Here is a 21,251-nt window from a genome sequence, read left to right on the forward strand (position 1 = left end):
TGCCGCGCGGCGCACAAGGGCGGCAATGGAATACCGGATCGCGCAGGACCCGCTGGAGGATGCCGAGGTGCTCGCGCTGCTCCAGCTCCACCTCGACGAGATGCACCGCTGGTCGCCCGCCTGCAAGGTCCACGCCCTGCCGGCCGAGCGGCTGCGCGACCCCGAGGTGACCTTCTATGCCGTACGCGAGGGCGATCGGCTGGCGGCGGTCGGCGCGCTGAAGGAACTCGCGCCCGACCGCGGCGAGCTCAAGTCGATGCGCGCGGCCCCGGCCTACCGCGGCAAGGGCGCGGGCGAGGCGGTCCTGCTCCACCTGCTGGCCGAGGCGCAAGCACGCGGCTATCGCTGGCTCGGGCTGGAGACCGGGCGGCCCGAAGCGTTTCGGCCGGCCTTGCGGCTATACGAAAAGCACGGGTTTGCCGAATGCCCGGCGTTCGGCGACTATGTCTCCGACGAGTTCAGCCTGTGCATGGAGAAGTGGCTGTGACGATCGACCGCAGAACCGCGCTCGCGGCCGGACTCGCGCTGGCGGCGGGCGCCTGCGTGCCGATCGAGCACGATCTCGCCGGGCGTTTCGGCGCCCTGCTGCGCATCATCGAGGCGCAAGGCAACGGTACGCTCGGCGTCGCGGTGCTCGACACCGGCACGGGCCGCGTCTGGGGCCATGCCGACTATGCGCGCTTTCCGCACTTGTCCTCGTTCAAGCTCTCGCTGGCCGCGCTCGTGCTGCACCTCGACGAGACCGGCGCGATCGACGCCGGCGAGCACGTCACCTGGAGCACTGACGACCTGCTCGCCTACGCGCCCTTCGCCAGGGAGCGGCTGGAGCAAGGCGCGACCTTGCGCGAGCTGGCCGAGTTCACCCAGAAGCTGAGCGACAACACGGCGGCAAATCTCCTCCTGCGGCGGCTCGGCGGGCCCGAGCGGCTGACCGCGTTCTGGCGCGCGCTCGGCGACGAGACGAGCCGGCTCGACCGCTACGAGCCCGAGCTCAACCTGGTGCCGCCGGGCGAGATCAAGGACACGACCACGCCCGCCGCCATGGCGCGCACTTTGGGCAAGCTCCTCTACGGCGACGCGCTGGGCGAGGCGGCGCGCGCCACGCTGAAGCTCTGGATGGCAGACACGCACACCGGCACCAAGCGCGTGCGCGCCGGGCTCCCGCCCGAATGGCCCGCGGGCGACAAGACCGGCACGTCGCTCGCACCGGGCATGGGCAGCGTCTACGTCGACGTCGGCTATGTCGAGCCGCCAGCCCGCGCGCCGCTGACGTTCGCCGCTTACTTCCGCGCCGCCCGCCAGCATACGGCGGCCGATGCCGCGTCCGAAGCCGTGCTGGCGGAGGTTGGGCGCGTCATTGCCAGGTACGCGCGGGCGACCTGAATTAACCGCCGCGTCATCCCAGCGAAAGCTGGGATCGCTACCCGCCAGGTCGGATTTCGCCGCACCCGATCCGAGCTTTCGCTGGGGTGACGAGAACCTACTCCCCCGCGAAAATCGCCACTTCGTTCACGCCCTCGCTGGTCGCACGGCCGCGATACATGCCCGGGGTGTTGAAGCTGAACACGGCCTCGCCGTCCTTCGAGACGGCGATCACCCCGCCGTCGCCGCCCAGTTCGCCGACGTCGGCGATCACCGCGTCGGCGGCCTGCTGCACCCCTTCGCCGGCCAGCAGCATGCGCGCGCAGATCGCGTGCGCGACACCGGCGCGGATGAAGTATTCACCCGAGCCGGTGGCGGAGACGGCGCAAGCGCGGTCGTCGGCCCAGGTGCCCGCGCCGATCACCGGCGAATCGCCGATCCGGCCCCAGCGCTTGCCGGTCATGCCGCCGGTCGAAGTGCCGGCGGCGAGGTGCCCTGCGGCGTCACGCGCCACCGCGCCGACCGTGCCGAACTTGAACTCGACGTCGAGCGCGGCGAGGTTCTCCGCCTTCATCTTCTCGAGCTGCTGGCGGCGATGCTCGGTCGCAAACCATTCGGGCGGCACGATCTCGAGGCCCTTTTCCGCCGCGAACTGCTCGGCGCCCGCTCCCGAAAGGAACACGTGGCGGCCATCCTCCATCACCGCGCGCGCGAGGCGGATCGGGTGGCGCACGATCGTCACCCCCGCGACCGCGCCCGCGGCGCGCGTGCTGCCGTCCATGATCGAGGAGTCGAGCTCGTTCTTCCCGTCCCAGGTGAATACCGCACCGCGCCCCGCGTTGAACTTGGGGTCGCCCTCCAGCAGCACGATCACCGCCTCGACCGCATCCATTGCACTACCGCCTTCGCGCAGCACTTTCGCCCCCGCATCGAGCGCGGCCTGCATGGCGGCGCGGTATTCCGCCTCCTGCTCGGCGCTCATGTTCTCACGCTTGAGCGTGCCGGCGCCGCCATGAATCGCGAGCGACCAGTCCTGCGGCGGCGCAGCCGCCTCCTGTGCTGACAACGAAGCGGCGGGGAACAGGGCGAGGAGCGCGAGAAGAGCGGAGAACCTGATCATGGCCGCGAGGCTAGCGCCGCGCCGGCCAAGGGCAAGGGCGAAGTTGCCCGTTCAGGCGGCGGAGGCGATCTCCGGCAGGTGCGCTCCCGCACCGCGCCTGCGACGCGCGACGTCGAACAGCGCAACCGCGATCAGGAACGTGATGCAGATCATCGCGAACTCGCCGCCGTCTTCGATGAACGTCTCCACTTCGATCATCGCCTGGGTGTGCGGGCCCCAGACGACCACCAGGTCGACGACGACGCCGAAGAACGCTGCCGCGGCGACGCATCCGGCGAGGATCAGCGATTCGACGGCGGCGCGCAGCCGCGCGTGGTGCAGGCTGATGGATAGTCCGATCAACCAGACGAGACCGATCGCGAGGAACAGGCTCGCTTCGCCGATATCGTTCGGCTCGACCGGCAGCGGCCAGCCACCGAACCAGCTTTCGAAGGCGTGGCCGAAGCGCTCGTGAATCTCGATGCTGTTGTCGAGCGTCAGCCAGGCGAACAGCAGCGCATTGGCGAGGTAGACGCTCGCTCCGTCCCACCGCCACATGACGAACAGCATGGCCGCGACCGCGAAGGTCAGCGCATATTCGAGCCATTCGCCGAAGCCCCCGTCCGAGGCGAGGAAGAACTGCACCGGCAGGTGCGCATCGGTCAGCTCGCCGTAATGCGCCGCGACATCGAGCCCGACGAGCACGCCGGCATAGGGGAGCAGGAACAGCGCCGCCGTGCGGAGGCTGCGCGAGAAGGCGATCTCGGTCAGGACCGCGAGAGTCTCGCGAACGAACGGCGCGAACGGCATGGCGCGTCTCCAGAATATCCGCCCGGGCGGAAGCGCACCGTCATAGCCGCCCCACCGCCGGGCGCGGTTAACCGCCATGCTTAATGCGACGCTACATGCGCTCCGTCCCATCGCGGAACAGCGATGGGTGCCCGCGTCAGAGCCACTTCCACTTCCGGAACAGCGCGAGCTGCGTCGCCATGATCCCCGCGCAGAGAGCGACCACGATCCAGAACGCCGCCTCGTCGTCCGCCCCCGGCATTCCGCCGACGTTGATCCCGAGCAGCCCGGTAAGGAACGTCAGAGGCAGGAAAATCGCCGCCACGATCGTCAGCAGGTAGTTGGTGCGCTCCGCCCCGGCGAGGGAACGGGCGCGCAATTCGTCCATCAGCACGACCGCGCTTTCCTTGCTGATGTCGACATCGTCGAGGAAGCGGCGCAGGAGCGCGATCGTCTCGGCGATCTCGCGCCGGTCGTGCCCTTCGAACCACTCCGGCGCCTCGCGCGCGATCGCCTCCAGGGCGACGTGCTGCGGCCCCATGTGGCGCTGAAGCGCGAGGCAGTTCCGGCGGATCGCCACGGCCTTCGACAGCACCTCCTCGTTGCCCTCCTCCTCCATGTCGAGATCTTCCAGCCGGTCGATCTCGTCGTTCATGTCGACGATCGCAGCATTCATCCGCTGCACCATGTGACCGGTCAGCGACGTGACGAGCGAACCGGCGTCAGCCGGGCCGGTGCCCGCTTCGAATTCCAGCAGCGTGTCCTGCGGCGTCTGCAGCGGGGCGCGGCGCAAGGTCACCAGCCGCGTCCCGTCACTCCAGAGATGCATCGAGACCATATCCTCCGGCGCAGCGCCCGGATTAAAATTGATCCCGCGCAGCACGGCGACCAGCGTTTCGCCCTCGCGGAAGGCGCGCGGGCGGGTCGCATCGCTGACGAGCAGTCGGGCGGTCGGCTCCGGAATGCCGAGCTCCGCCTGAAGCCAGTCGCAGACGCCCGCATGGGTGCGCCGCACGTGAAGCCACATGACTTGGCCCGCCGCGGCCGGCCGCCAGCCCTGCGCCTCGGCCCAGTCGATCGCCCGCGCGCCGCCCCTGCCGTCGAGCACGCGGCCGAACAGCAGCGCGGTTTCGTCCTCGTTCTCGTCGGTGGGATCGGCCGGATCTTCCATCGCGCCTTCCATGCCGCAAACGCCGGGCGCTGTCATTGCTCCTTCATGCCCGCGCGCCTATATGGCGGGCCATGTCCGAGATACGTCCGTGGCGCACGATCGCGCGTCGCCAGTCCCGCCAGATCATGGTCGGCAACGTGCCGGTCGGCGGCGATGCGCCGATCACGGTGCAGACGATGACCAACACCCCGACCGAGGATGCGGCCGCGACGATCGACCAGATCCGCCGCTGCGAGGACGCCGGGGCCGACATCATCCGCGTCTCGTGTCCGACCGAGGAAGCGACCGCGGCGCTGCCCGCGATCGTCAAGGCGGCCAACATCCCGATCGTCGCTGACATCCACTTCCACTACAAGCGCGCGCTCGAGGCCGCGGACGCGGGCGCGGCCTGCCTGCGCATCAACCCCGGCAATATCGGCAGCGACCAGCGCGTCGCCGAAGTGGTCCGCGCGGCCAAGGCCAACGGCTGCGCGATCCGCATCGGGGTCAACGCCGGCAGCCTCGAGAAGGACCTGCTCGAGAAGTACGGCGAGCCCTGCCCCGAAGCGCTGGTCGAGTCCGCGCTCGACCACATCAAGCTGCTGCAGGACCACGACTTCCACGAATACAAGGTGGCGGTGAAGGCGAGCGACGTGTTCCTCGCGGTCGCCGCCTACATGGGCCTTGCCGAAGCGGTCGATTGCCCGCTGCACCTCGGTATCACCGAAGCCGGCGGGCTGATCGGCGGCACGGTCAAGTCGAGCATCGGCATCGGCAACCTGCTCTGGGCCGGGATCGGCGACACGATCCGCGTCTCGCTTTCGGCCGAACCCGAAGACGAAGTGCGCGTCGGGTTCGAGATCCTGAAAGCCCTCGGCCTGCGCACCCGCGGCGTGCGCGTCGTCTCGTGCCCCTCGTGCGCGCGGCAAGGCTTCGACGTGATCCGCACCGTCCAGGCGCTGGAGGAGCGGCTCTCGCACATCAAGACCCCGCTGTCGCTCTCGGTCCTCGGCTGCGTCGTCAACGGCCCGGGCGAGGCGCGTGAGACCGACATCGGGATCACCGGCGGCGGCAAGGGCAAGCACATGGTCTACCTCTCGGGCGTGACCGACCACCACGTGTCCGACGCCGACATGCTCGACCATATCGTCGAACTGGTCGAAAGGAAGGCCGCCGAGATCGAGGCGGACATGAGCGACGCCGGGCAGGCCGACACCGTGCCGGAGGCGGCGGAGTAGGGGACTTTCGTCGTCTCCTTTCTCTTCTACGTCATCCTGAACTTGTTTCAGGATCCATTTCGCCTCCCTCCGGCAGCCAGCGGATCAAAGCCCAACCCGACCGCCAGGTCCGCCCAATGTGGGTTCTCGCTTTCGATCAGGTTGATCTTCCACTGCCGGTGCCAGCGCTTGAGCTGCTTCTCGCGCAGGATCGCCCCTTCCATGTCACCGAACATTTCATAGCGGACGAGACGGTGGACCTTGTATCGGGCGGTGAATCCGCCAGTCATGCCGGCACGGTGCTGGTAGAGCCGCTGCATCAGGTCACTGGTGACTCCGATGTAGAGCGTGCCATGCCGACCGCTGGCGAGGATATAGACGCACGGGTCGCGCTCCATGGGCATTCGGCGGAGAAGTGCCGGGGAATGGGTGCTGAAACAAGTTCAGCATGACGAAGAAGGTCGGGTTCGGATTGATTTCCGCCGGATGGGTGAGCCCTTCCAGCGACACGGCGCCGGAGAAACGCCCCCTCCAAACCCTCAGAAATAAATGTCGACGTAGTCGGTCAGCCCGTCGCACCATTCGAACTCACGCAGCCGCCAGTATTGCCGGCCCTGCGTGACGCCGAAGCGCCAGACTTTGTCCTCGCTGCACCGGCGGCCCGGGTCGGGCGTGTCGGTGATCGCCACGCGGCCATCGAGCAGGAAGTAGTCGGCGCCGATCTCGGTCACCACGCCCTCCACGGCCACGCGGCCGGGGCCGTCCTGGGCGCTTTGCGAGCCGGCGAGGTGCCAGGCGCCGTTCGTGTCGACAGTCACCTCCACGTCGCCGCGCCGGTCCCAGGTGATCCATTGCAGCGTCATGCCGCTGTTGTTGCGCAGCCGATGCGCGGCGTCCTGGCTGAGAATGCGGGTGGCGGCGGGAGCTTCCGGCGTGCTCTCCTCCTCCGGCGGCGGCGGGGCCGCTTCGGGCGGCGGCGCGGCGGTGCAGGCGGCGAGCGCGAGCAGCGCCGGCAGGGCAATGTGCTTCATGTGCGGCCGAACGCGCGGACGAGCGGGGCCGTTCCCCGTTCACGCTCCCGTTATCGCTCGCTATGCTAGGGCGCGAACATGAACAGACGCGGCATCATCAAGGGCGCCCTGGCGCTGGGCGCAACAATGGCTCTCCCCTCGCGCCTTCCGGCGCAAGTGCGCAGCGGAAACGCGCGCGACGCGATCCTGGTGGAGATCGCCAAGCGCGAACAGCAGAAGGCCGGGTCGATCCTCTGGCGCACCGATATCGTCGGCATCGCCGACTTCGGGCTGCGTAGCTCGGAACCGCGCTTCCACTTCGTCAATCTCGAAGCGGGGCGGGTCGATTCCTACCTCGTCACCCACGGCAGCGGCTCCGATCCGGAGCACGACGGCTGGCTCAACTGGTTTTCCAACGTGCCCGAATCGCTCTGCACCAGCCGCGGCGCCTATATGACCTACGGCTGGTACACCGGACAGTTCGGCACTTCGATCCGGCTCGAAGGGCTGGAGGCGGACAACTCCAACGCGCTCAACCGCGCGATCGTGATGCACCGCGCCGGCTATGCCGAACCCGAACACCTGGCCCGGTGGGGCCGCCTCGGGCGCTCCAACGGATGCTTCGCCATGGGGGATGCGGATTTCAAACTGGCCCTGCTCCAGCTCGGGGGCGGCCGCGTGCTCTTCGCCGACCGCCTCGGCCTGGCGGCGGACGGCTCGACCGTTTCCCGGCCGGTTCAGCAGACCGACGAGATCAGGCCGCTGATGCCCGAGCCGCCGCGGGGCAAGGACATCGTCAACCCGGGCGTTTACTGATCGGACCCGGTGCGGGACGCGAGCGCCCGAGCCGCCGCGCGAACCCCGACATATTCAGCCAGCTCACCCCAAAACGCGGGGGGAGATACGCGATGGAGAACTGCTCAACATCGCTGCTCATTCAGTTTGCAATAGTGATAAAAAATGATTAGCATCATTTATCACTAAGCATCGGAGCCTCAGATGAACCGCCTGATTCCCCCCGTTCTCTTCCTCATGCTGCTGATCCCGCTGGCTCTTCTGTGGGCCTATCATCCGGAAGATCTCGCCATGCGGTACGACCGGCAGATGCCGTGGGACATTCCGCTCATCCTCGGAGCCGCCATCTTGATCTGGGCCCGCGTGCATTTCCGCAGCAGACAGGCCGAGATCCATACATTCAAGACTCCGCGCCATCTGGTGACTGACGGGCCCTTTAGGTTCAGTCGGAACCCGATGTATCTTGGCTTCCTCCTGCTGCTCGTCGCGGCGGCATTCTTCGTCAACGTATGGTGTGCTGTACTCGCGCCGGCGATCTTCCTGGCGGCGGCGGCGTTCTGGTATATTCCCCATGAGGAAGCGGCGCTCCGCGCCACTCTCGGGGAGGATTACGAAGCCTACAGCCGACGAGTCAGGAGGTGGATCTGAATGGCGCGTCCACCCGCGGACGTCGGAGCGATCAGAGCGCGGCTACTCACTGAGGCCGAGCGAATGCTGACGGAAACGCGTGGCCGGCGACTCGTCCTATCCGAGCTTGCGGCCCGGATCGGCATTTCGCAATCCTACGCGCATCGCTTCTTTGCGACGAAAGCCGATCTCGTGAGAGAACTGGCCGCGCGTTGGTTCAAGCAAATCGAGACAGAATCGGCGAAGATCGCCGCGCTGGACCTCTCAGCCGGAGACCGTCTCGAGCGGTGGGTGCTCACGCTTCTGTCACTCAAGCGCGACCGCTACGATGCCGACCCGGAGGTCTTCGACGCTTATCTGGAACTCGCCGCAGATCACATGGACATCGTTGCGAACCACGCCGCCAAGTTGACGCGCGATCTGACGGCGATCCTCAGCGACATAGTGCCGCCTGGTGATCTGGAGACAACCGTCGCCATAGTGGAGGACGCGACAATGCTGTTTCGGGTACCGTTCAACATTTCCCGCTTCCGGCACCGCGCAACGAACACCCGCGCGAAAGCTGTCGTGCAGCTCTTGTTGGCTGGCGTTGCGGCACAACCGGCGATCGAAGAGCCATCTCCCTCACGCGCGGGCTGACGAATGATAGGCAGCTCGTGCCGTACAGGACCGGCCGAGGCCGGGCTCCCCGCTACATCGGGACGGGCCGTGGCTGTAAGCACTGGCGCCCTCTCAATGGGGACCGGCCAGGTCGGGAATGGCGGGAACGCTCTTCCGGACCTCAGGTCGTCTTCATATCGTCGATGATCTCGACCGCTTCCTCGCTTGTGCGGCGGGCGCGGTTGGCTTTGCGGGGCTCGTCGAGCGCGGCGAGGACCGGGGCATCGCGGCCGTAGAGGTCCTTGAACGTGCGCATCTGGCCGTCGATGTCGGTGCCCATCGTGAAATAGGTGATGTAGACCGGCATCCGCGTGGTGAACGGCACCTTGGTGTACTCGCCCGACTTGAGGATCTCGACCGCCTCTTCCGCGGCGATCTTGCGCTCCTCGTCGGTCCTCGGGTTCTTCGCCAGGATCGCGAGCGTGATCGCCAGTTCGCTCGCCCGCTCGGTACGGATGCAGCCGTGGCTGAGCGCGCGGTCGGCATTGTTGAACAGGTGGCGCGAGGGCGTGTCGTGGAGGAAGATCGCGTGCGGGTTGGGCATGTCTAGCTTCATCAGGCCCAGCGAATTGCCCGGACCCGGCTGCTGGACCACGGTGACGAAACCGGTCTCCTTGTCGCGCCAACCCTTGTAGCCGTTGGCCCGTGCCCAGCCCGGATTGTTAAGCACCCGCGCGCCCAGCCCCTCGCCCTTCACGATCGACTGCGGCACCGTCCAGTTGGGATTGAAAATCACGCCTTCCACGATCTCCGCGAGCTGGGGTGTCGCGGTGCGGCCCGGCTTGCCGACGATGGTTTTGTAGGTGCGCAGGATCTTGTCGTTGACCGTCAGCCGGAGCTGGAACTCGGGCACGTTGGTCATCAGGTATTGGTTGCCGAGATCGCGCGCGAGCCAGCGCCAACGGTCCATGTTGGCGCGAATCAGTTTGCGCTTCGAACGCTGGTCCGGCGGGGTCGCAGCCAGCTCGGCCTTGAGCTTGGCGTAATCCGGGTGGAGCGGCGCGAGATCCTGCAGCGCGCCGGCGATATCGCCGCTGGCGAGCGCCGCCGCCATCACGTCGCCGGTGCGGTAGCGGTCGGGATCGGGATCGACCACGAACCATTGCTTGCGCGCCTCCATCGGAGTGCGCCCGTCGCGCATGTCCTCCACCAGCCATGCGAAGGCGCGGCTCGCCACCTGGTCTAGCTGCTCGCCCGGTCCGCCGACGATCGCCTGGCGCAGGGCGGCCTCGTCGTAATCCGCCGGATCGAGCCCCTCGGCGCCGATCCCGGCGATGACGGTCGCCAGCTTCTCGGCATTCTCGACGGTCCACGGCTGGACCGCCGGCTCGAACTGCTGGACCACTTCCTTGGCAATCGTGCGAACCGGGTCGCCCGGCGCCGCAACGCTGGCCGGCGGCGCCGGCCGCACCGGCTCGCTCGCCACGACGTCGGTGTCGGGCTGGACCGGATATTCCCCGACCGCCTGGGCTTCGGGCAGGAGGTTCTCCGGCCCCCGCTGCTGCGCGGCCGCGGCGGCCGGAACAAGCGCGGTCAGCGAAGCCGCGGCGAGAAGAATCGGCGAGAGTTTGCTGGTCATATTTCCTGTCTCATGCCCCGAAGGCGCGCGATTGCCGGGCCGTGGCGGAGCCGGGCGAATCTGCCTGAACGATGGGCACGCATCAAGCACCGCGGCTGACTGGCGGCTGAATCGCAGATCGGCTGATGACGCGCCGCAACACCGGCCCTATGCCGCATCGATGCTTTCCGAGCACCGCCAGTTGCCCATCGTCGTTACCGTGGCGGGAATCGCGCTGTTCGCGGCGATGGATGCGTTCATGAAGTCAGCCTCTCTCGCGGTCGGCGCCTACAGCGCACTGCTGCTGCGCACCGCCGTGGGCGTCGCGGTGGTCGCGCCGCTGTGGCTTGCGCTCGGCGGGCGCTGGCCGGCGCGCGCCGTGCTGCGCATCCACATGAAGCGCGGAATCGTCGTCGCTTTCATGGCGCTGACCTTCTTCTTCGCGCTCGTGCGCCTGCCGCTGGCGGAGGCGATCGCGCTGTCCTTCGTCGCGCCGCTGATCGCGCTCTACCTCGCCGCGATCCTGCTCGGCGAAGCGATCGAGCGGCGGGCGGTCGTCGCCGCGGTGCTCGGCCTCGCGGGCGTGGTGGTGATCGTCGGCGGCAAGCTCGGCACCGAGGAGCTCGACCGCGATGCCGTGCACGGCCTGTCGGCAATGGCGTTCTCCACCCTGCTCTACGCGTGGAACCTCGTGATCCAGCGCGAGCAGGCGCTCGTTGCACGGCCGCTGGAGGTCGCCACGTTCCAGAACGGCGTGGTCGCGCTCACCCTGCTCCCGCTCGCTCCGCTGCTGTTCGTCACGCCGGAGGCCGCGGCATGGCGCGATATCGGCGCGGCCGCGTTGCTCGCCACCGGCGCGGCGATCGCGCTCGCGTGGGCCTATGCCCGGGCGGAGGCACAGGTGTTGCTGCCGATCGAATATTCCGCCTTCCTCTGGGCAGCGTTGTTCGGCTGGCTGTTCTTCCGCGAAGAGCTGGGACCGGGGACTGTCGGCGGCGCTGCGTTGATCGTGGTCGGCTGCTGGATCGCAGCGCGCCGCCGACCGGAACAAAGCGCGCTGTGAGCGCTATAGGATAGGCGAGGATAACGCGCCGCCCGCAGCGCATGGTTCGTGGCGCGCGCCCTTGACGCCTCGCGCGCGAACGCGCAGGTGCCGCGGCAAAATCGCGACTCTTCCGCCGGAGCGCAGACGGCGGGCGCCATTCACGAAAGGACGACGCACAGCATGACCCAGGTCGGCAAGGACAGCCTCAAGACCCGCTCCACCCTCACCGTGAACGGCAGGGACTACGCCTACTACTCCTTCGCCAAGGCGGCGGAGCATGTCGGCGACGTCTCGCGCCTCCCCTTCTCGCTGAAAGTGCTGCTGGAGAACATGCTGCGGTTCGAGGACGGCGGCTTCACCGTCGGCGAGGAACACGTCCGCGCGATCGCCGACTGGCAGAAGAACCCGGCGACGGGCGAGGAAATCCAGTACCGCCCGGCCCGCGTGCTGCTGCAGGATTTCACCGGCGTTCCCTGCGTCGTCGACCTCGCGGCCATGCGCGACGCGATCGCCAAGCTCGGCGGCGACACCGCCAAGATCAACCCGCAGGTGCCGGTCAACCTAGTGATCGACCACTCGGTCATGGTCGACGAGTTTGGCCATCCCAAGGCGTTCGAGAAGAACGTCGAGCTCGAATACGCGCGCAACGCCGAACGCTACGACTTCCTCAAGTGGGGCTCCAAGAGCTTCCGCAACTTCTCCGCCGTGCCCCCGGGCACCGGCATCTGCCACCAAGTGAACCTCGAGCACATCGCGCGCGGCGTGTGGTCGAGCGAGGACGAGAGCGGCCAGGCAGTCGCTTACCCCGACACCTGCGTCGGCACCGACAGCCACACGACGATGGTCAACGGCCTCGGCGTGCTCGGCTGGGGCGTCGGCGGGATCGAGGCCGAGGCCGCGATGCTCGGCCAGCCGGTCTCGATGCTGATCCCCGAAGTGGTCGGCTTCCGCCTCGACGGCAAGCTGGCCGAAGGCGTGACCGCGACCGACCTCGTGCTCACCTGCACCCAGATGTTGCGCGCCGCGGGCGTGGTCGGTCGCTTCGTCGAGTTCTACGGCCCGGGCGTCTCGACCCTGAGCCTCGCCGACCGCGCGACGATCGCCAACATGGCGCCCGAGTACGGCGCGACCTGCGGCTTCTTCGGCATCGACGGCAAGACGCTCGACTACATGCGCCTGACCGGTCGCAGCGAGGAGACGATCGCGCTGGTCGAAGCCTACAGCCGCGAGCAGGGCATGTGGTTCGAGCCGGACAACGAGCCGGTCTTCACGCGTACGCTGGAGCTCGACATCGGCGCGGTCGTCCCCAGCCTCGCCGGCCCGAAGCGGCCGCAGGACAAGGTGATCCTCCCCGAAGTCGACGACCTGTTCAATTCCGAGCTCGCAAAGCTCTACGGCAAGAGCGAGCCCGAGCGCGTGGAGGTCGAAGGCGAGGATCACGACATCGGCGACGGCGACGTGGTGATCGCCGCGATCACGAGCTGCACCAACACTTCCAACCCCGACGTTCTGATCGCAGCGGGCCTCGTCGCCAAAAAGGCGAACGAGCGCGGCCTCAAGCCCAAGCCGTGGGTCAAGACCAGTCTCGCGCCGGGATCCCAGGTGGTCACCGACTACCTGATCAAGGCGGGCCTGCAGTCCGAGCTCGACGCGATCGGGTTCGATCTCGTCGGCTACGGCTGCACGACCTGCATCGGCAACTCCGGCCCGCTCGCGCCGCCGATCAGCAAGGCGATCAACGGCAACGACATCGTCGCCGCCAGCGTGCTTTCGGGCAACCGCAACTTTGAGGGCCGCGTCAGCCCCGACGTGCGCGCGAACTTCCTCGCCAGCCCGCCGCTGGTGGTCGCCTACGCGCTCAAGGGTACGGTCACCGAGGACATGGTCGAGACTCCGATCGGGCAGGACCAGGCCGGCAACGACGTGTTCCTGAAGGACATCTGGCCCTCGAACGACGAGATCGCCGAGATTCGCTCGGGCGCGATCGACCGCGCAATGTTCGAGACGCGCTATGCCGACGTCTACAAGGGCGACGAGCACTGGCAGGCAATCGACGTGACGGGTTCCGACACCTACCAATGGCGACCGGGCAGCACTTACGTCGCCAACCCGCCCTATTTCGAGGGCATGAGCATGACGCCGGCGCCGGTCACCGATATCGTGGATGCCAAGCCGCTCGCGATCCTCGGCGACAGCGTCACCACCGACCACATCAGCCCGGCCGGCTCGATCAAGGAAGACAGCCCCGCGGGCAAGTACCTGATCGAGAACCAGGTCGCGAAGACGGACTTCAACTCCTACGGCTCGCGCCGCGGCAACCACGAAGTGATGATGCGCGGCACTTTCGCCAACATCCGCATCCGCAACGAGATGGTGCCCGGGGTCGAAGGCGGCTTCACGTCCTACGAGGGCGAGCAGATGCCGATCTACGACGCGGCGATGAAGCACAAGGCCGACGGCACACCGCTGGTGGTCGTCGCGGGCAAGGAATACGGCACCGGCTCCAGCCGCGACTGGGCCGCCAAGGGCACGATCCTGCTCGGCGTGCGCGCAGTGATCGTCGAGAGCTTCGAGCGCATCCACCGCTCGAACCTCGTTGGCATGGGCGTGCTGCCGCTGCAGTTCGCCGAAGGGGACACCCGCGAGACGCTGGGGCTGACCGGCGACGACAGCTTCTCGATCAAGAGGCTGGCCGATCTTCAGCCCGGGCAGAATGTGGACGTCGAAGTCACCCGCGCCAATGGCGAGAGCTTCACCTTCACTGCCAAGTGCCGGATCGATACCGCCAACGAGATGGAATACTACCGCAACGGCGGCATCCTCCACTACGTGCTGCGCAAGCTGGCGGCGTAGGCCGCACCGCCACTGCCGCCGGCAAAAGAAAGGGCGGCTCCCTCGCGGGGGCCGCCCTTTCTCGTGGGAGTGGCGAAGAGCGGGTCTAAGCCGCCTTCGCCGCCTTGAACTTGCGCCGGCCGAGCACCGCCGCAGCGGCGAGGCCGAACAGAATCGTCATCGGCGGGGCCGGCACCTGGGTGCCGCTGGTGGTGCCGCCGGTGCTGGACGACGTGCTGGTCGAGGACGAGGTGCTCGAACTCGTCGAACTGCTCGTGCTCGAGCTGGTGCTGGTCGAACTGCTGGTGCTCGTGCTGCTGGTAATGTTGCCCGAGGTCGAGGTGCTGGTCGACACGTTGCCGGAGGTGGAGGTGCTGGTCGAGACGTTGCCCGAGGTGGAGGTGGAACTGCCGCCGGTGGACGTGGAGGTCGAACTGCCTCCGGTTGACGTCGAAGTCGAACTGCCTCCTGAGGAGGTCGACGTCGAGCTGCCGCCGGTGGAAGTCGAGCTCCCGCCGGTCGAGGTCGAGGTCGAGCCGCCCGAGGTGGTGGAGGTGACCACGACATTGCCGCCGCTGCTGCTACCGCCGCCGAAGAACCCGCCGAAGAATCCGCCGCCGAAACCGCCGAAGCCGCCGCTCCCGCCGATCACCGTCACGCCGCCGCTGCTACCGCCGGAGACCGGCGGGGCCGGCGGCAGGGGCACGGGCGCCATCGCCACCTGGTAGAGCGGCGGGCACTCCTCGGCGTATTCGGGCGCCGGTGCTACAGGCCCTGGCGCGGGGCCGGCGGGACCTGCGGGCACGCATTCGACCCGGCGCTCGACGACGCGACGCTTGCGCCGCTCTTCCGGTACTTCGCGCTTCACGACCTTGGGCGCGTCCTTGACGTAGCGCACCGGTTGCGTTTTGTCCGACTTGTACAGGGGCGTGTCGGTGATCTGCTTCTCGGCCACGTGGACCGCGCCGCCCGCCAGCAGCGCGCCGCCGGCCGCGGTCACGGAAAGTTTCGCCAGAGCCATCTTTACCGACATGACAGTTCTCTCGTTGCGCGTCGGGAGCTCTGGCGGCCGGCGAATCCGGCTGCGGACGGCTCCCGTGTCTGCCATGGGAACCCAACACAGCTAACGCGGCAATGGCGTTAACCACCTTTTGCCCTCGCGCCGCCAAAGAAAATGGCCCTTACCGTGCCGCGCTGCCCCATCTGTCCCGGGATGGGGCGGAAACTGCGGAATTCCTTGCCGCCAGGTCAGGAGTTTTGGTCGAACAGGCCCGACTGCGCACCCTTGGGCGGGGTCATCTCGAGGTGCTGCCACCCCGATTCGTTGAGGCAGCGCCCGCGCGCGGTTCGCGCGACCAGGCCTAACTGGATCAGGTAGGGCTCCACCACTTCCTCCACCGTGTCACGCGGCTCGGCAAGGCCCGCGGCGAGCGTCTCCACGCCCACCGGGCCGCCGCGGTAAGTGGTCGCGATCATGGTCAGGTAGCGCCGGTCCATTGCGTCGAGGCCCAGCCGGTCGATCTCCAGCCGGGTCAGCGCCTCGTCGGCAACCTTGCGGGTCACCGTGCCGTCGCCCGCGACGTGGGCGAAGTCGCGCACGCGCCGCAGCAGGCGGCCCGCGACCCGCGGCGTGCCGCGGCTGCGGCGGGCGATCTCGCGTGCGCCCGCAGGGTCGATCTCCATCCCCAGCAGCCGCGCGCCGCGCGTGACGACGAGGTCGAGCTCCTCATGGGTATAGAAGTTGAGCCGCACGGGAATGCCGAAGCGGTCGCGCAGCGGCGTCGTCAGCAGGCCCTGCCGGGTGGTCGCGCCGACCAGCGTGAACGGCGGCAGATCGATCCGCACGCTGCGCGCCGAGGGGCCTTCGCCGATGATCAGATCGAGCGCGCGGTCCTCCATCGCCGGATAGAGCACTTCCTCGACCACCGGATTGAGCCGGTGGATCTCGTCGATGAACAGCACGTCGTGCGGCTCGAGATTGGTCAGCAGCGCGGCCAGATCGCCCGCCTTGGCGATCACGGGCCCGCTGGTGGCGCGGAACCCCACGCCCAGCTCCTTGGCCACGATCTGCGCCAGCGTGGTCTTGCCGAGGCCGGGCGGGCCGAAGAACAGCACATGGTCCATCGCCTCCTGGCGCGACCGCGCGCTCTCGATGAACACGCGTAGGTTCTCGCGCGCCGCCTCCTGCCCGATGAACTCGCCGAGCGATTTCGGCCGCAGCGCGGCGTCCACGTCGCCGCCCTGGCGTTCGGGCGCGGTCAGCCGGGAGGGATCGTCGAGGTTCACCGGCCCCTCCCGAAGAACCCGTCGAGGCCGAACCTGCCCGATCCCGACGCCGCGAAATGCAACCCCAGGAACACCAGCACGATCGCCGGCCACCAGCCGCGGAACGGCTCGTTCACATGCACCATGACGACCGCCACGGCGAAGTTGGCAGCGATCAGCAATCCGGCCCAGCGAGTCAGCAGGCCCACGACCAGCAGCGCGCCGCAGCCGAACTGCACCGCGACCGAGAACGGCGCGAGCAGCCACGGCACAGGAAAGCCGAACTGGTCGAGGAACTGCACGAACTCGTTCATACGAGCGCGGCTGGTCACGTTGTCCCAGGTCTCGTGCATCAGGAAGCCGCCGGTCAGCGCGCGCAGACCGAACAGCGTGAGATCGCTCCAGCGGGAGAGATGACCGAGTGCGAGCCTCACCCCGCCGCCCTCTTCAGCGCGACGCGGATCAGGTCGCTCTCGCTGGCGCCTTCGCCGAGTTCCCCCTGCGCGGCGGCGACGGCGCGGGCGGCGACGGCGGGCTTGAAGCCAAGGTTCTCGAGCGCGGAGACCGCGTCGGCGCTGGCCCCGCCCGCCGGGGTGGCGGGCACCGCGCCCGCTCCGCCTCCGCCCGGCAGCGCGCCGGCCTTGTCCTTCAGCTCGTTGACGATGCGGCTTGCCAGCTTTGGGCCGACGCCCTGCGCGCGTGCGACCATCGCTGCATCGCCGCCCCCGCAGGCGGCCTGCAACTCGCCCGTCGACAATGCGGAGAGAATCGCCAGCGCGACTTTGCTGCCCACGCCTTGCACCTGGGTCAGCAGGCGGAACCAGTCGCGCTCGGCGCCTTCCGCGAAGCCGAGCAGACGCATGTCGTTCTCGCTCACCTGCAGATCGGTGTAGACGGTGCAGGCCTCGCCCGGCTCGCCCAGGGCAGCGAGAGTCTTCGACGAGCAGTGGACGAGATAGCCGACGCCCGCGACGTCGATTACGGCCCAGTCGGCACCGGTTTCGTCGAGCAGCCCCTTCAGCTTGGCAATCATGATTTGTTCCTGCCCGAGCGTGGGCGGTTTGGCCAGTGCCGGCGTTGTCTTGTCCGCAGGCCTGCACCTTTGCGCGAAACAAAGATTCCTTCCTCCCCGAAAGTTGGACACGCGGAAAATCTTGCGCCACATCCTCACGCCATGAGCTGGAACACATTCGGGCGGGTCTTCCGCATGACGACCTGGGGGGAGAGCCACGGCCCCGCGCTGGGCGCGCTGGTCGACGGGTGCCCGCCGGGGCTCGAGCTTTCCGAGCAGCAGATCCAGCCGTTCCTCGATGCGCGGCGGCCGGGGCAGTCGAAGTTCACCACCCAGCGGCAGGAAGCCGATCGGGTGAAGATCCTGTCCGGCACGTTCGAAGGGCGGACGACCGGCACGCCGATTTCGCTGATGATCGAGAACACCGATCAGCGCTCCAAGGACTATTCGGAAATCGCCGCCGCCTATCGCCCGGGCCATGCCGACTACGCTTACGACGCGAAGTACGGCCTGCGCGACTATCGCGGCGGCGGGCGCAGCTCGGCGCGCGAGACGGCGGCGCGGGTCGCGGCGGGCGCGGTGGCGCGGCTGGTGATCCCGGAAGTGACGATCACCGCCTATGTCGTCCAGATCGGCAACGATGCGATCGACCGCGAGGCGATGAACCTCGACACGATCGGCGACAATCCGTTCTTCTGTCCCGATTCCTGGGCGGCCAAGCGCTGGGAAGACCTGATCGACCAGGCCCGAAAGGACGGCTCCAGCCTCGGCGCGGTGGTCGAATGCGTGGCCGAGGGTGTACCCGCCGGCTGGGGCGCGCCGGTCTACGCCAAGCTCGACGCCGACCTCGCCGCCGCCATGATGGGGATCAACGCGGTCAAAGGCGTGGAGATCGGTGACGGCTTCGGCGCCGCGGCGCTGCGCGGCGAGGAAAACGCCGACCCGATGCGCCCGGGCGAGAACGGGCCCGAGTTCGCCGCCAACCACGCGGGCGGCACCGCGGGCGGCATCGCCACCGGCCAGCCGGTCGTCTGCCGCGTCGCCTTCAAGCCGACCAGTTCGATCCTGACCCCGGTCGACTCGATCACTCGCGACGGCGAGGCGACGCAAGTCCGCACCAAGGGCCGCCACGACCCCTGCGTCGGCATCCGCGGCACGCCGGTGGTTGCCGCGATGATGGCGCTGGTGCTTGCCGACCATAAGCTGTTGCACCGGGCGCAATGCTCATAACGTATCTGTTGCGCTTTTTGAAAGTTCCATCGTCGTGATCGATTATTCCGATGTTCGCAATCGCACAAAAACGCTTTTTTTGATCTGGCGGGACCTTATCTGAAGCCTCGAGTTTCACCCCAAAAAGAGGATTCAGAGATGGGTATCATTGGCAGCACGATCCAGCCGTTCAAGGCGACCGCCTTCCAGAAGGGCAAGGACTTCTTCGAGGTTTCCGACGAGGACCTGAAGGGCAAGTGGGCCGTGTTCTTCTTCTATCCGGCCGACTTCACGTTCGTCTGCCCGACCGAGCTCGAAGACCTCGGCGAGAAGTATCACATGCTCCAGCAGATGGGCGTCGACGTCTACGCGGTCAGCACCGATACGCACTTCAGCCACAAGGCGTGGCACGATACGTCGGAGAAAATCGGCAAGCTCGAGTTCGCCTTCCTGGGCGACCAGAACCACATCCTTGCCAACAACTTCGGCGTGCTGCGCGAAGGCGCCGGCCTCGCCGACCGTGCGACGTTCGTGGTCGATCCCGACGGCGTGATCCAGATCATGGAAATCACCTGCGAAGGCGTCGGCCGCAATGCCAACGAGCTGACCCGCAAGATCAAGGCGGCGCAGTATGTCCGCGAGAACCCGGGCCAGGTCTGCCCGGCGGCGTGGGAAGAAGGCAGCGAAACGCTGGCTCCCTCGCTCGACCTCGTCGGCAAGCTCTAAGCTTAGCGACAGAACACAGGAACCCGGGCTTCGGCCCGGGTCACGTGGAAGGCCCGGGGCACCTCCCCCCTCCCCCGCCCCGGGCCTTCATACGCCGCCTCCTCCCCGTCGTTGCGAGGAGCGCGAGCGACGAAGCAATCCATGATCCGAACGCGCCAGCGTCGCATCGGCAGCGAGGTCGCATCGTGGGTTGCCGCGCCGCCTCCGGCGACTCGCAATGACCGCTTACCGAATCAGGAGTTCACCCCATGCTCGACACCGCGATGAAGCAGCAGCTTAAGCAGTACCTCGCCAATCTGCGCGAGCCGATCGAGCTTGTCGCTTCCCTCGGCGACGATGCGAAGTCCGGTGAAACCCGCGCGCTCCTGACCGAGATCGCCGAGCTGCACGAGCATGTCTCGGTGCAGTTCGACGGGACCGATGCGCGTAAGCCGAGCTTCATCATCCGCCGCGCGTCCGATGCCGAGAAGTGGGTCCGCTTCGCCGGCCTGCCGATGGGGCACGAGTTCACTTCCCTGGTGCTCGCGCTGCTCTGGGCCGGCGGCCATCCGCCCAAGGCCGATCCCGAGACGATCGCGGCGATCGAGCGGCTCGAGGGCGACTACAACTTCGAGATGTATTTCTCGCTGAGCTGCCATAACTGCCCCGACGTGGTGCAGGCGCTCACGCTGATGGCGCTTACCAATTCGCGCATCACGGCGACGCTGATCGAAGGCGGCACGTTCAAGGACGAGGTCGAGGCGCGCGACGTGATGGCTGTGCCCGCGACGTTCCTCAACGGCGAGCCGTTCTTCAACGGCAAGATGAGCCTGGAGGACGTCCTCGCCAGGCTCGACTCCGACGCTGGCGAGCGCCAGGCGGCCAAGCTGGCCGAGAAGGAGCCGTTCGAAGTGCTCGTGGTCGGCGGCGGACCCGCGGGGGCCTCGGCCGCGATCTATACCGCGCGCAAGGGCTTCAGCACCGGCATCGCGGCCGAACGCTTCGGCGGCCAGCTCCACGACACGCTCGGGATCGAGAACCTGACCGGCACGACCTATACCGAAGGTCCCAAGCTGGCGGCGCAGCTCGAGGCCCATGTGGGCGAGTACGAGGTCGACCTGATGGACCGCCTGCAGGCGGAAAAGCTGGTCCCCGCGACCCAGCCGGGCGGCCTGCACGAAATCGTGTTCGCCAACGGCGCGTCGCTCAAGACGCGTTCGCTGATCCTCGCGACCGGCGCCCGCTGGCGCAACCTCGGCGTGCCGGGCGAGGCCGAATACCGCAACAAGGGCGTGGCCTATTGTCCGCACTGCGACGGCCCGCTGTTCAAAGGCAAGCGCATCGCGGTGATCGGCGGCGGCAACTCGGGCGTCGAGGCGGCGATCGACCTCGCCAAGATCGTCGATCACGTCACCGTGATCGAGTTCGACACCAAGCTTCGCGCCGACGAGGTGCTGCAGGCCAAGCTGCGCAGTATGGGCAACGTCGAGGTGCTCACCAACGCGCAAACGACCGAGATCACCGGCGACGGCAGCCGGGTGAACGGTCTCGTCTACAAGGGCCGCGCGAGCGGCGAGGAGCACCGCGTCGAGCTGGCCGGGGTGTTCGTCCAGATTGGCCTCGTGCCCAACACCGAATGGCTCAAGGACAGCGGCCTCGCGCTCAGCAAGTTCGGCGAGATCGAGATCGACGGCGACGCGGCGACCAATCTCCCCGGCGTCTTCGCCGCGGGCGACTGCACGACCGTGCCTTACAAGCAGATCGTGATCGCCATGGGCGAAGGCTCCAAGGCGGCGCTCAGCGCGTTCGACTACCTGATCCGCACCGAACCGGTGGAGGTGGCGGAGGCGGCCTGAGGAGGCGCCTAGAGACCCCTCCGAGTCCCCGCGCAGGCGGGGACCTCAGGCCACCGGCGC

At 67.8% G+C, this 21,251-nt stretch carries 21 protein-coding genes; 12 read left to right on the plus strand and 9 right to left on the minus strand.

Features of this window, described 5'->3' with window-relative positions; genetic code table 11:
• Positions 1-25: 25 nt before the first annotated feature.
• Both ETX26_RS10920 and bla read left to right on the plus strand, forming a co-directional pair.
• Complete coding sequence (locus ETX26_RS10920) at positions 26-487, plus strand: GNAT family N-acetyltransferase (RefSeq protein WP_129524709.1); 462 nt, start codon at positions 26-28, stop codon at positions 485-487.
• Positions 484-1,383 carry a class A beta-lactamase gene (bla, locus tag ETX26_RS10925; protein WP_129524710.1) on the plus strand — a complete coding sequence of 300 codons (900 nt, stop codon included), beginning with the start codon at positions 484-486 and terminating at the stop codon, positions 1,381-1,383. Before ETX26_RS10920 ends, bla begins: the two co-directional genes overlap by 4 nt.
• 97 nt (positions 1,384-1,480) lie before the next feature.
• Here bla and ETX26_RS10930 read toward each other — a convergent pair whose 3' ends face one another.
• The 3 genes from ETX26_RS10930 to ETX26_RS10940 form a co-directional block, all read right to left on the minus strand.
• Positions 1,481-2,482, minus strand: a complete 1,002-nt coding sequence (locus tag ETX26_RS10930; RefSeq protein ID WP_129524711.1) for an isoaspartyl peptidase/L-asparaginase family protein — start codon at positions 2,480-2,482, stop codon at positions 1,481-1,483.
• 51 nt (positions 2,483-2,533) lie between these two features.
• Positions 2,534-3,271 carry a hypothetical protein gene (locus tag ETX26_RS10935; protein ID WP_129524712.1) on the minus strand — a complete coding sequence of 246 codons (738 nt, stop codon included), beginning with the start codon at positions 3,269-3,271 and terminating at the stop codon, positions 2,534-2,536.
• Between the two features lie 136 nt (positions 3,272-3,407).
• Complete coding sequence (locus tag ETX26_RS10940) at positions 3,408-4,457, minus strand: zinc transporter ZntB (protein WP_225425745.1); 1,050 nt, start codon at positions 4,455-4,457, stop codon at positions 3,408-3,410.
• 35 nt (positions 4,458-4,492) lie between these two features.
• On the opposite strand from ETX26_RS10940, the gene ispG reads away from it, so the two are divergent.
• On the plus strand, positions 4,493-5,638 hold the full coding sequence (gene ispG / locus ETX26_RS10945; protein WP_129524713.1) for a flavodoxin-dependent (E)-4-hydroxy-3-methylbut-2-enyl-diphosphate synthase: 1,146 nt from the start codon (positions 4,493-4,495) through the stop codon (positions 5,636-5,638).
• Between the two features lie 47 nt (positions 5,639-5,685).
• On the opposite strand, the gene ETX26_RS10950 is transcribed toward ispG, so the two are convergent.
• A complete protein-coding gene (locus ETX26_RS10950) occupies positions 5,686-6,015 on the minus strand; it encodes a GIY-YIG nuclease family protein (RefSeq protein WP_129525350.1) in 330 nt (109 codons plus the stop codon).
• Positions 6,016-6,156: 141 nt separating this feature from the next.
• Positions 6,157-6,648, minus strand: a complete 492-nt coding sequence (locus tag ETX26_RS10955) for a hypothetical protein (protein ID WP_129524714.1) — start codon at positions 6,646-6,648, stop codon at positions 6,157-6,159.
• A gap of 78 nt (positions 6,649-6,726) precedes the next feature.
• On the opposite strand from ETX26_RS10955, the gene ETX26_RS10960 reads away from it, so the two are divergent.
• The 3 genes from ETX26_RS10960 (at position 6,727) to ETX26_RS10970 (ending at position 8,688) form a co-directional block, all read left to right on the plus strand.
• Positions 6,727-7,443 (plus strand): murein L,D-transpeptidase catalytic domain-containing protein, encoded by a 717-nt coding sequence (locus tag ETX26_RS10960; RefSeq protein ID WP_129524715.1) that lies wholly within the window; start codon positions 6,727-6,729, stop codon positions 7,441-7,443.
• 183 nt (positions 7,444-7,626) lie between these two features.
• On the plus strand, positions 7,627-8,070 hold the full coding sequence (locus tag ETX26_RS10965) for a methyltransferase family protein (protein ID WP_129524716.1): 444 nt from the start codon (positions 7,627-7,629) through the stop codon (positions 8,068-8,070).
• A 63-nt stretch (positions 8,071-8,133) separates the two neighbouring features.
• Positions 8,134-8,688: a hypothetical protein gene (locus tag ETX26_RS10970; RefSeq protein WP_129524717.1), complete on the plus strand. Its 555-nt coding sequence runs from the start codon at positions 8,134-8,136 to the stop codon at positions 8,686-8,688.
• A gap of 142 nt (positions 8,689-8,830) precedes the next feature.
• Here ETX26_RS10970 and ETX26_RS10975 read toward each other — a convergent pair whose 3' ends face one another.
• The gene (locus ETX26_RS10975) at positions 8,831-10,288 is read right to left on the minus strand and encodes a L,D-transpeptidase family protein (RefSeq protein WP_129524718.1); all 1,458 of its coding nucleotides are present in this window, start codon (positions 10,286-10,288) and stop codon (positions 8,831-8,833) included.
• Between the two features lie 160 nt (positions 10,289-10,448).
• Between ETX26_RS10975 and ETX26_RS10980 the strand changes: the two genes are divergently transcribed.
• The 3 genes from ETX26_RS10980 (at position 10,449) to ETX26_RS14330 (ending at position 14,872) form a co-directional block, all read left to right on the plus strand.
• Positions 10,449-11,330 carry a DMT family transporter gene (locus ETX26_RS10980; protein ID WP_129524719.1) on the plus strand — a complete coding sequence of 294 codons (882 nt, stop codon included), beginning with the start codon at positions 10,449-10,451 and terminating at the stop codon, positions 11,328-11,330.
• Between the two features lie 162 nt (positions 11,331-11,492).
• Positions 11,493-14,165 carry an aconitate hydratase AcnA gene (acnA, locus tag ETX26_RS10985; RefSeq protein ID WP_129524720.1) on the plus strand — a complete coding sequence of 891 codons (2,673 nt, stop codon included), beginning with the start codon at positions 11,493-11,495 and terminating at the stop codon, positions 14,163-14,165.
• Positions 14,166-14,269: 104 nt separating this feature from the next.
• A complete protein-coding gene (locus tag ETX26_RS14330) occupies positions 14,270-14,872 on the plus strand; it encodes a hypothetical protein (RefSeq protein WP_165271756.1) in 603 nt (200 codons plus the stop codon).
• A 520-nt stretch (positions 14,873-15,392) separates the two neighbouring features.
• Here ETX26_RS14330 and ruvB read toward each other — a convergent pair.
• From ruvB to ruvA, 3 genes are read right to left on the minus strand one after another with little or no spacing between them, the layout of a single operon-like run.
• Complete coding sequence (gene ruvB / locus ETX26_RS10995; protein WP_129524722.1) at positions 15,393-16,430, minus strand: Holliday junction branch migration DNA helicase RuvB; 1,038 nt, start codon at positions 16,428-16,430, stop codon at positions 15,393-15,395.
• Positions 16,427-16,843 carry a DoxX family protein gene (locus tag ETX26_RS11000; RefSeq protein ID WP_129524723.1) on the minus strand — a complete coding sequence of 139 codons (417 nt, stop codon included), beginning with the start codon at positions 16,841-16,843 and terminating at the stop codon, positions 16,427-16,429. Before ETX26_RS11000 ends, ruvB begins: the two co-directional genes overlap by 4 nt.
• Entirely contained in the window at positions 16,840-17,442 is a 603-nt protein-coding gene (gene ruvA, locus ETX26_RS11005) for a Holliday junction branch migration protein RuvA (protein ID WP_129524724.1), read from the minus strand. The genes ETX26_RS11000 and ruvA overlap by 4 nt, the downstream gene beginning before the upstream one ends.
• Before the next feature lie 141 nt (positions 17,443-17,583).
• Between ruvA and aroC the strand changes: the two genes are divergently transcribed.
• The 3 genes from aroC (at position 17,584) to ahpF (ending at position 21,191) form a co-directional block, all read left to right on the plus strand.
• Positions 17,584-18,651, plus strand: coding sequence for a chorismate synthase (gene aroC, locus ETX26_RS11010; protein WP_129524725.1), 1,068 nt, complete (start codon positions 17,584-17,586; stop codon positions 18,649-18,651).
• Positions 18,652-18,789: 138 nt separating this feature from the next.
• Complete coding sequence (gene ahpC, locus ETX26_RS11015) at positions 18,790-19,356, plus strand: alkyl hydroperoxide reductase subunit C (RefSeq protein ID WP_129524726.1); 567 nt, start codon at positions 18,790-18,792, stop codon at positions 19,354-19,356.
• A gap of 248 nt (positions 19,357-19,604) precedes the next feature.
• Complete coding sequence (gene ahpF, locus ETX26_RS11020) at positions 19,605-21,191, plus strand: alkyl hydroperoxide reductase subunit F (protein WP_129524727.1); 1,587 nt, start codon at positions 19,605-19,607, stop codon at positions 21,189-21,191.
• Positions 21,192-21,251: the final 60 nt, after the last annotated feature.

It is taken from the genome of Pelagerythrobacter rhizovicinus, from assembly GCF_004135625.1.
GTDB classification, from domain to species: domain Bacteria; phylum Pseudomonadota; class Alphaproteobacteria; order Sphingomonadales; family Sphingomonadaceae; genus Pelagerythrobacter; species Pelagerythrobacter rhizovicinus.

Coding starts and splice junctions, on each gene's coding strand:
- ETX26_RS10920 (WP_129524709.1), top strand. CDS start 26: ATGGAATACCGGATCGCGCAGGACCCGCTGGAGGATGCCGAGGTGCTC.
- ETX26_RS10930 (WP_129524711.1), bottom strand. CDS start 2,482: ATGATCAGGTTCTCCGCTCTTCTCGCGCTCCTCGCCCTGTTCCCCGCC.
- ETX26_RS10935 (WP_129524712.1), bottom strand. CDS start 3,271: ATGCCGTTCGCGCCGTTCGTTCGCGAGACTCTCGCGGTCCTGACCGAG.
- ETX26_RS10940 (WP_225425745.1), bottom strand. CDS start 4,457: ATGACAGCGCCCGGCGTTTGCGGCATGGAAGGCGCGATGGAAGATCCG.
- ispG (WP_129524713.1), top strand. CDS start 4,493: ATGTCCGAGATACGTCCGTGGCGCACGATCGCGCGTCGCCAGTCCCGC.
- ETX26_RS10950 (WP_129525350.1), bottom strand. CDS start 6,015: ATGGAGCGCGACCCGTGCGTCTATATCCTCGCCAGCGGTCGGCATGGC.
- ETX26_RS10955 (WP_129524714.1), bottom strand. CDS start 6,648: ATGAAGCACATTGCCCTGCCGGCGCTGCTCGCGCTCGCCGCCTGCACC.
- ETX26_RS10960 (WP_129524715.1), top strand. CDS start 6,727: ATGAACAGACGCGGCATCATCAAGGGCGCCCTGGCGCTGGGCGCAACA.
- ETX26_RS10965 (WP_129524716.1), top strand. CDS start 7,627: ATGAACCGCCTGATTCCCCCCGTTCTCTTCCTCATGCTGCTGATCCCG.
- ETX26_RS10970 (WP_129524717.1), top strand. CDS start 8,134: ATGCTGACGGAAACGCGTGGCCGGCGACTCGTCCTATCCGAGCTTGCG.
- ETX26_RS10975 (WP_129524718.1), bottom strand. CDS start 10,288: ATGACCAGCAAACTCTCGCCGATTCTTCTCGCCGCGGCTTCGCTGACC.
- ETX26_RS10980 (WP_129524719.1), top strand. CDS start 10,449: ATGCTTTCCGAGCACCGCCAGTTGCCCATCGTCGTTACCGTGGCGGGA.
- acnA (WP_129524720.1), top strand. CDS start 11,493: ATGACCCAGGTCGGCAAGGACAGCCTCAAGACCCGCTCCACCCTCACC.
- ruvA (WP_129524724.1), bottom strand. CDS start 17,442: ATGATTGCCAAGCTGAAGGGGCTGCTCGACGAAACCGGTGCCGACTGG.
- aroC (WP_129524725.1), top strand. CDS start 17,584: ATGAGCTGGAACACATTCGGGCGGGTCTTCCGCATGACGACCTGGGGG.
- ahpC (WP_129524726.1), top strand. CDS start 18,790: ATGGGTATCATTGGCAGCACGATCCAGCCGTTCAAGGCGACCGCCTTC.
- ahpF (WP_129524727.1), top strand. CDS start 19,605: ATGCTCGACACCGCGATGAAGCAGCAGCTTAAGCAGTACCTCGCCAAT.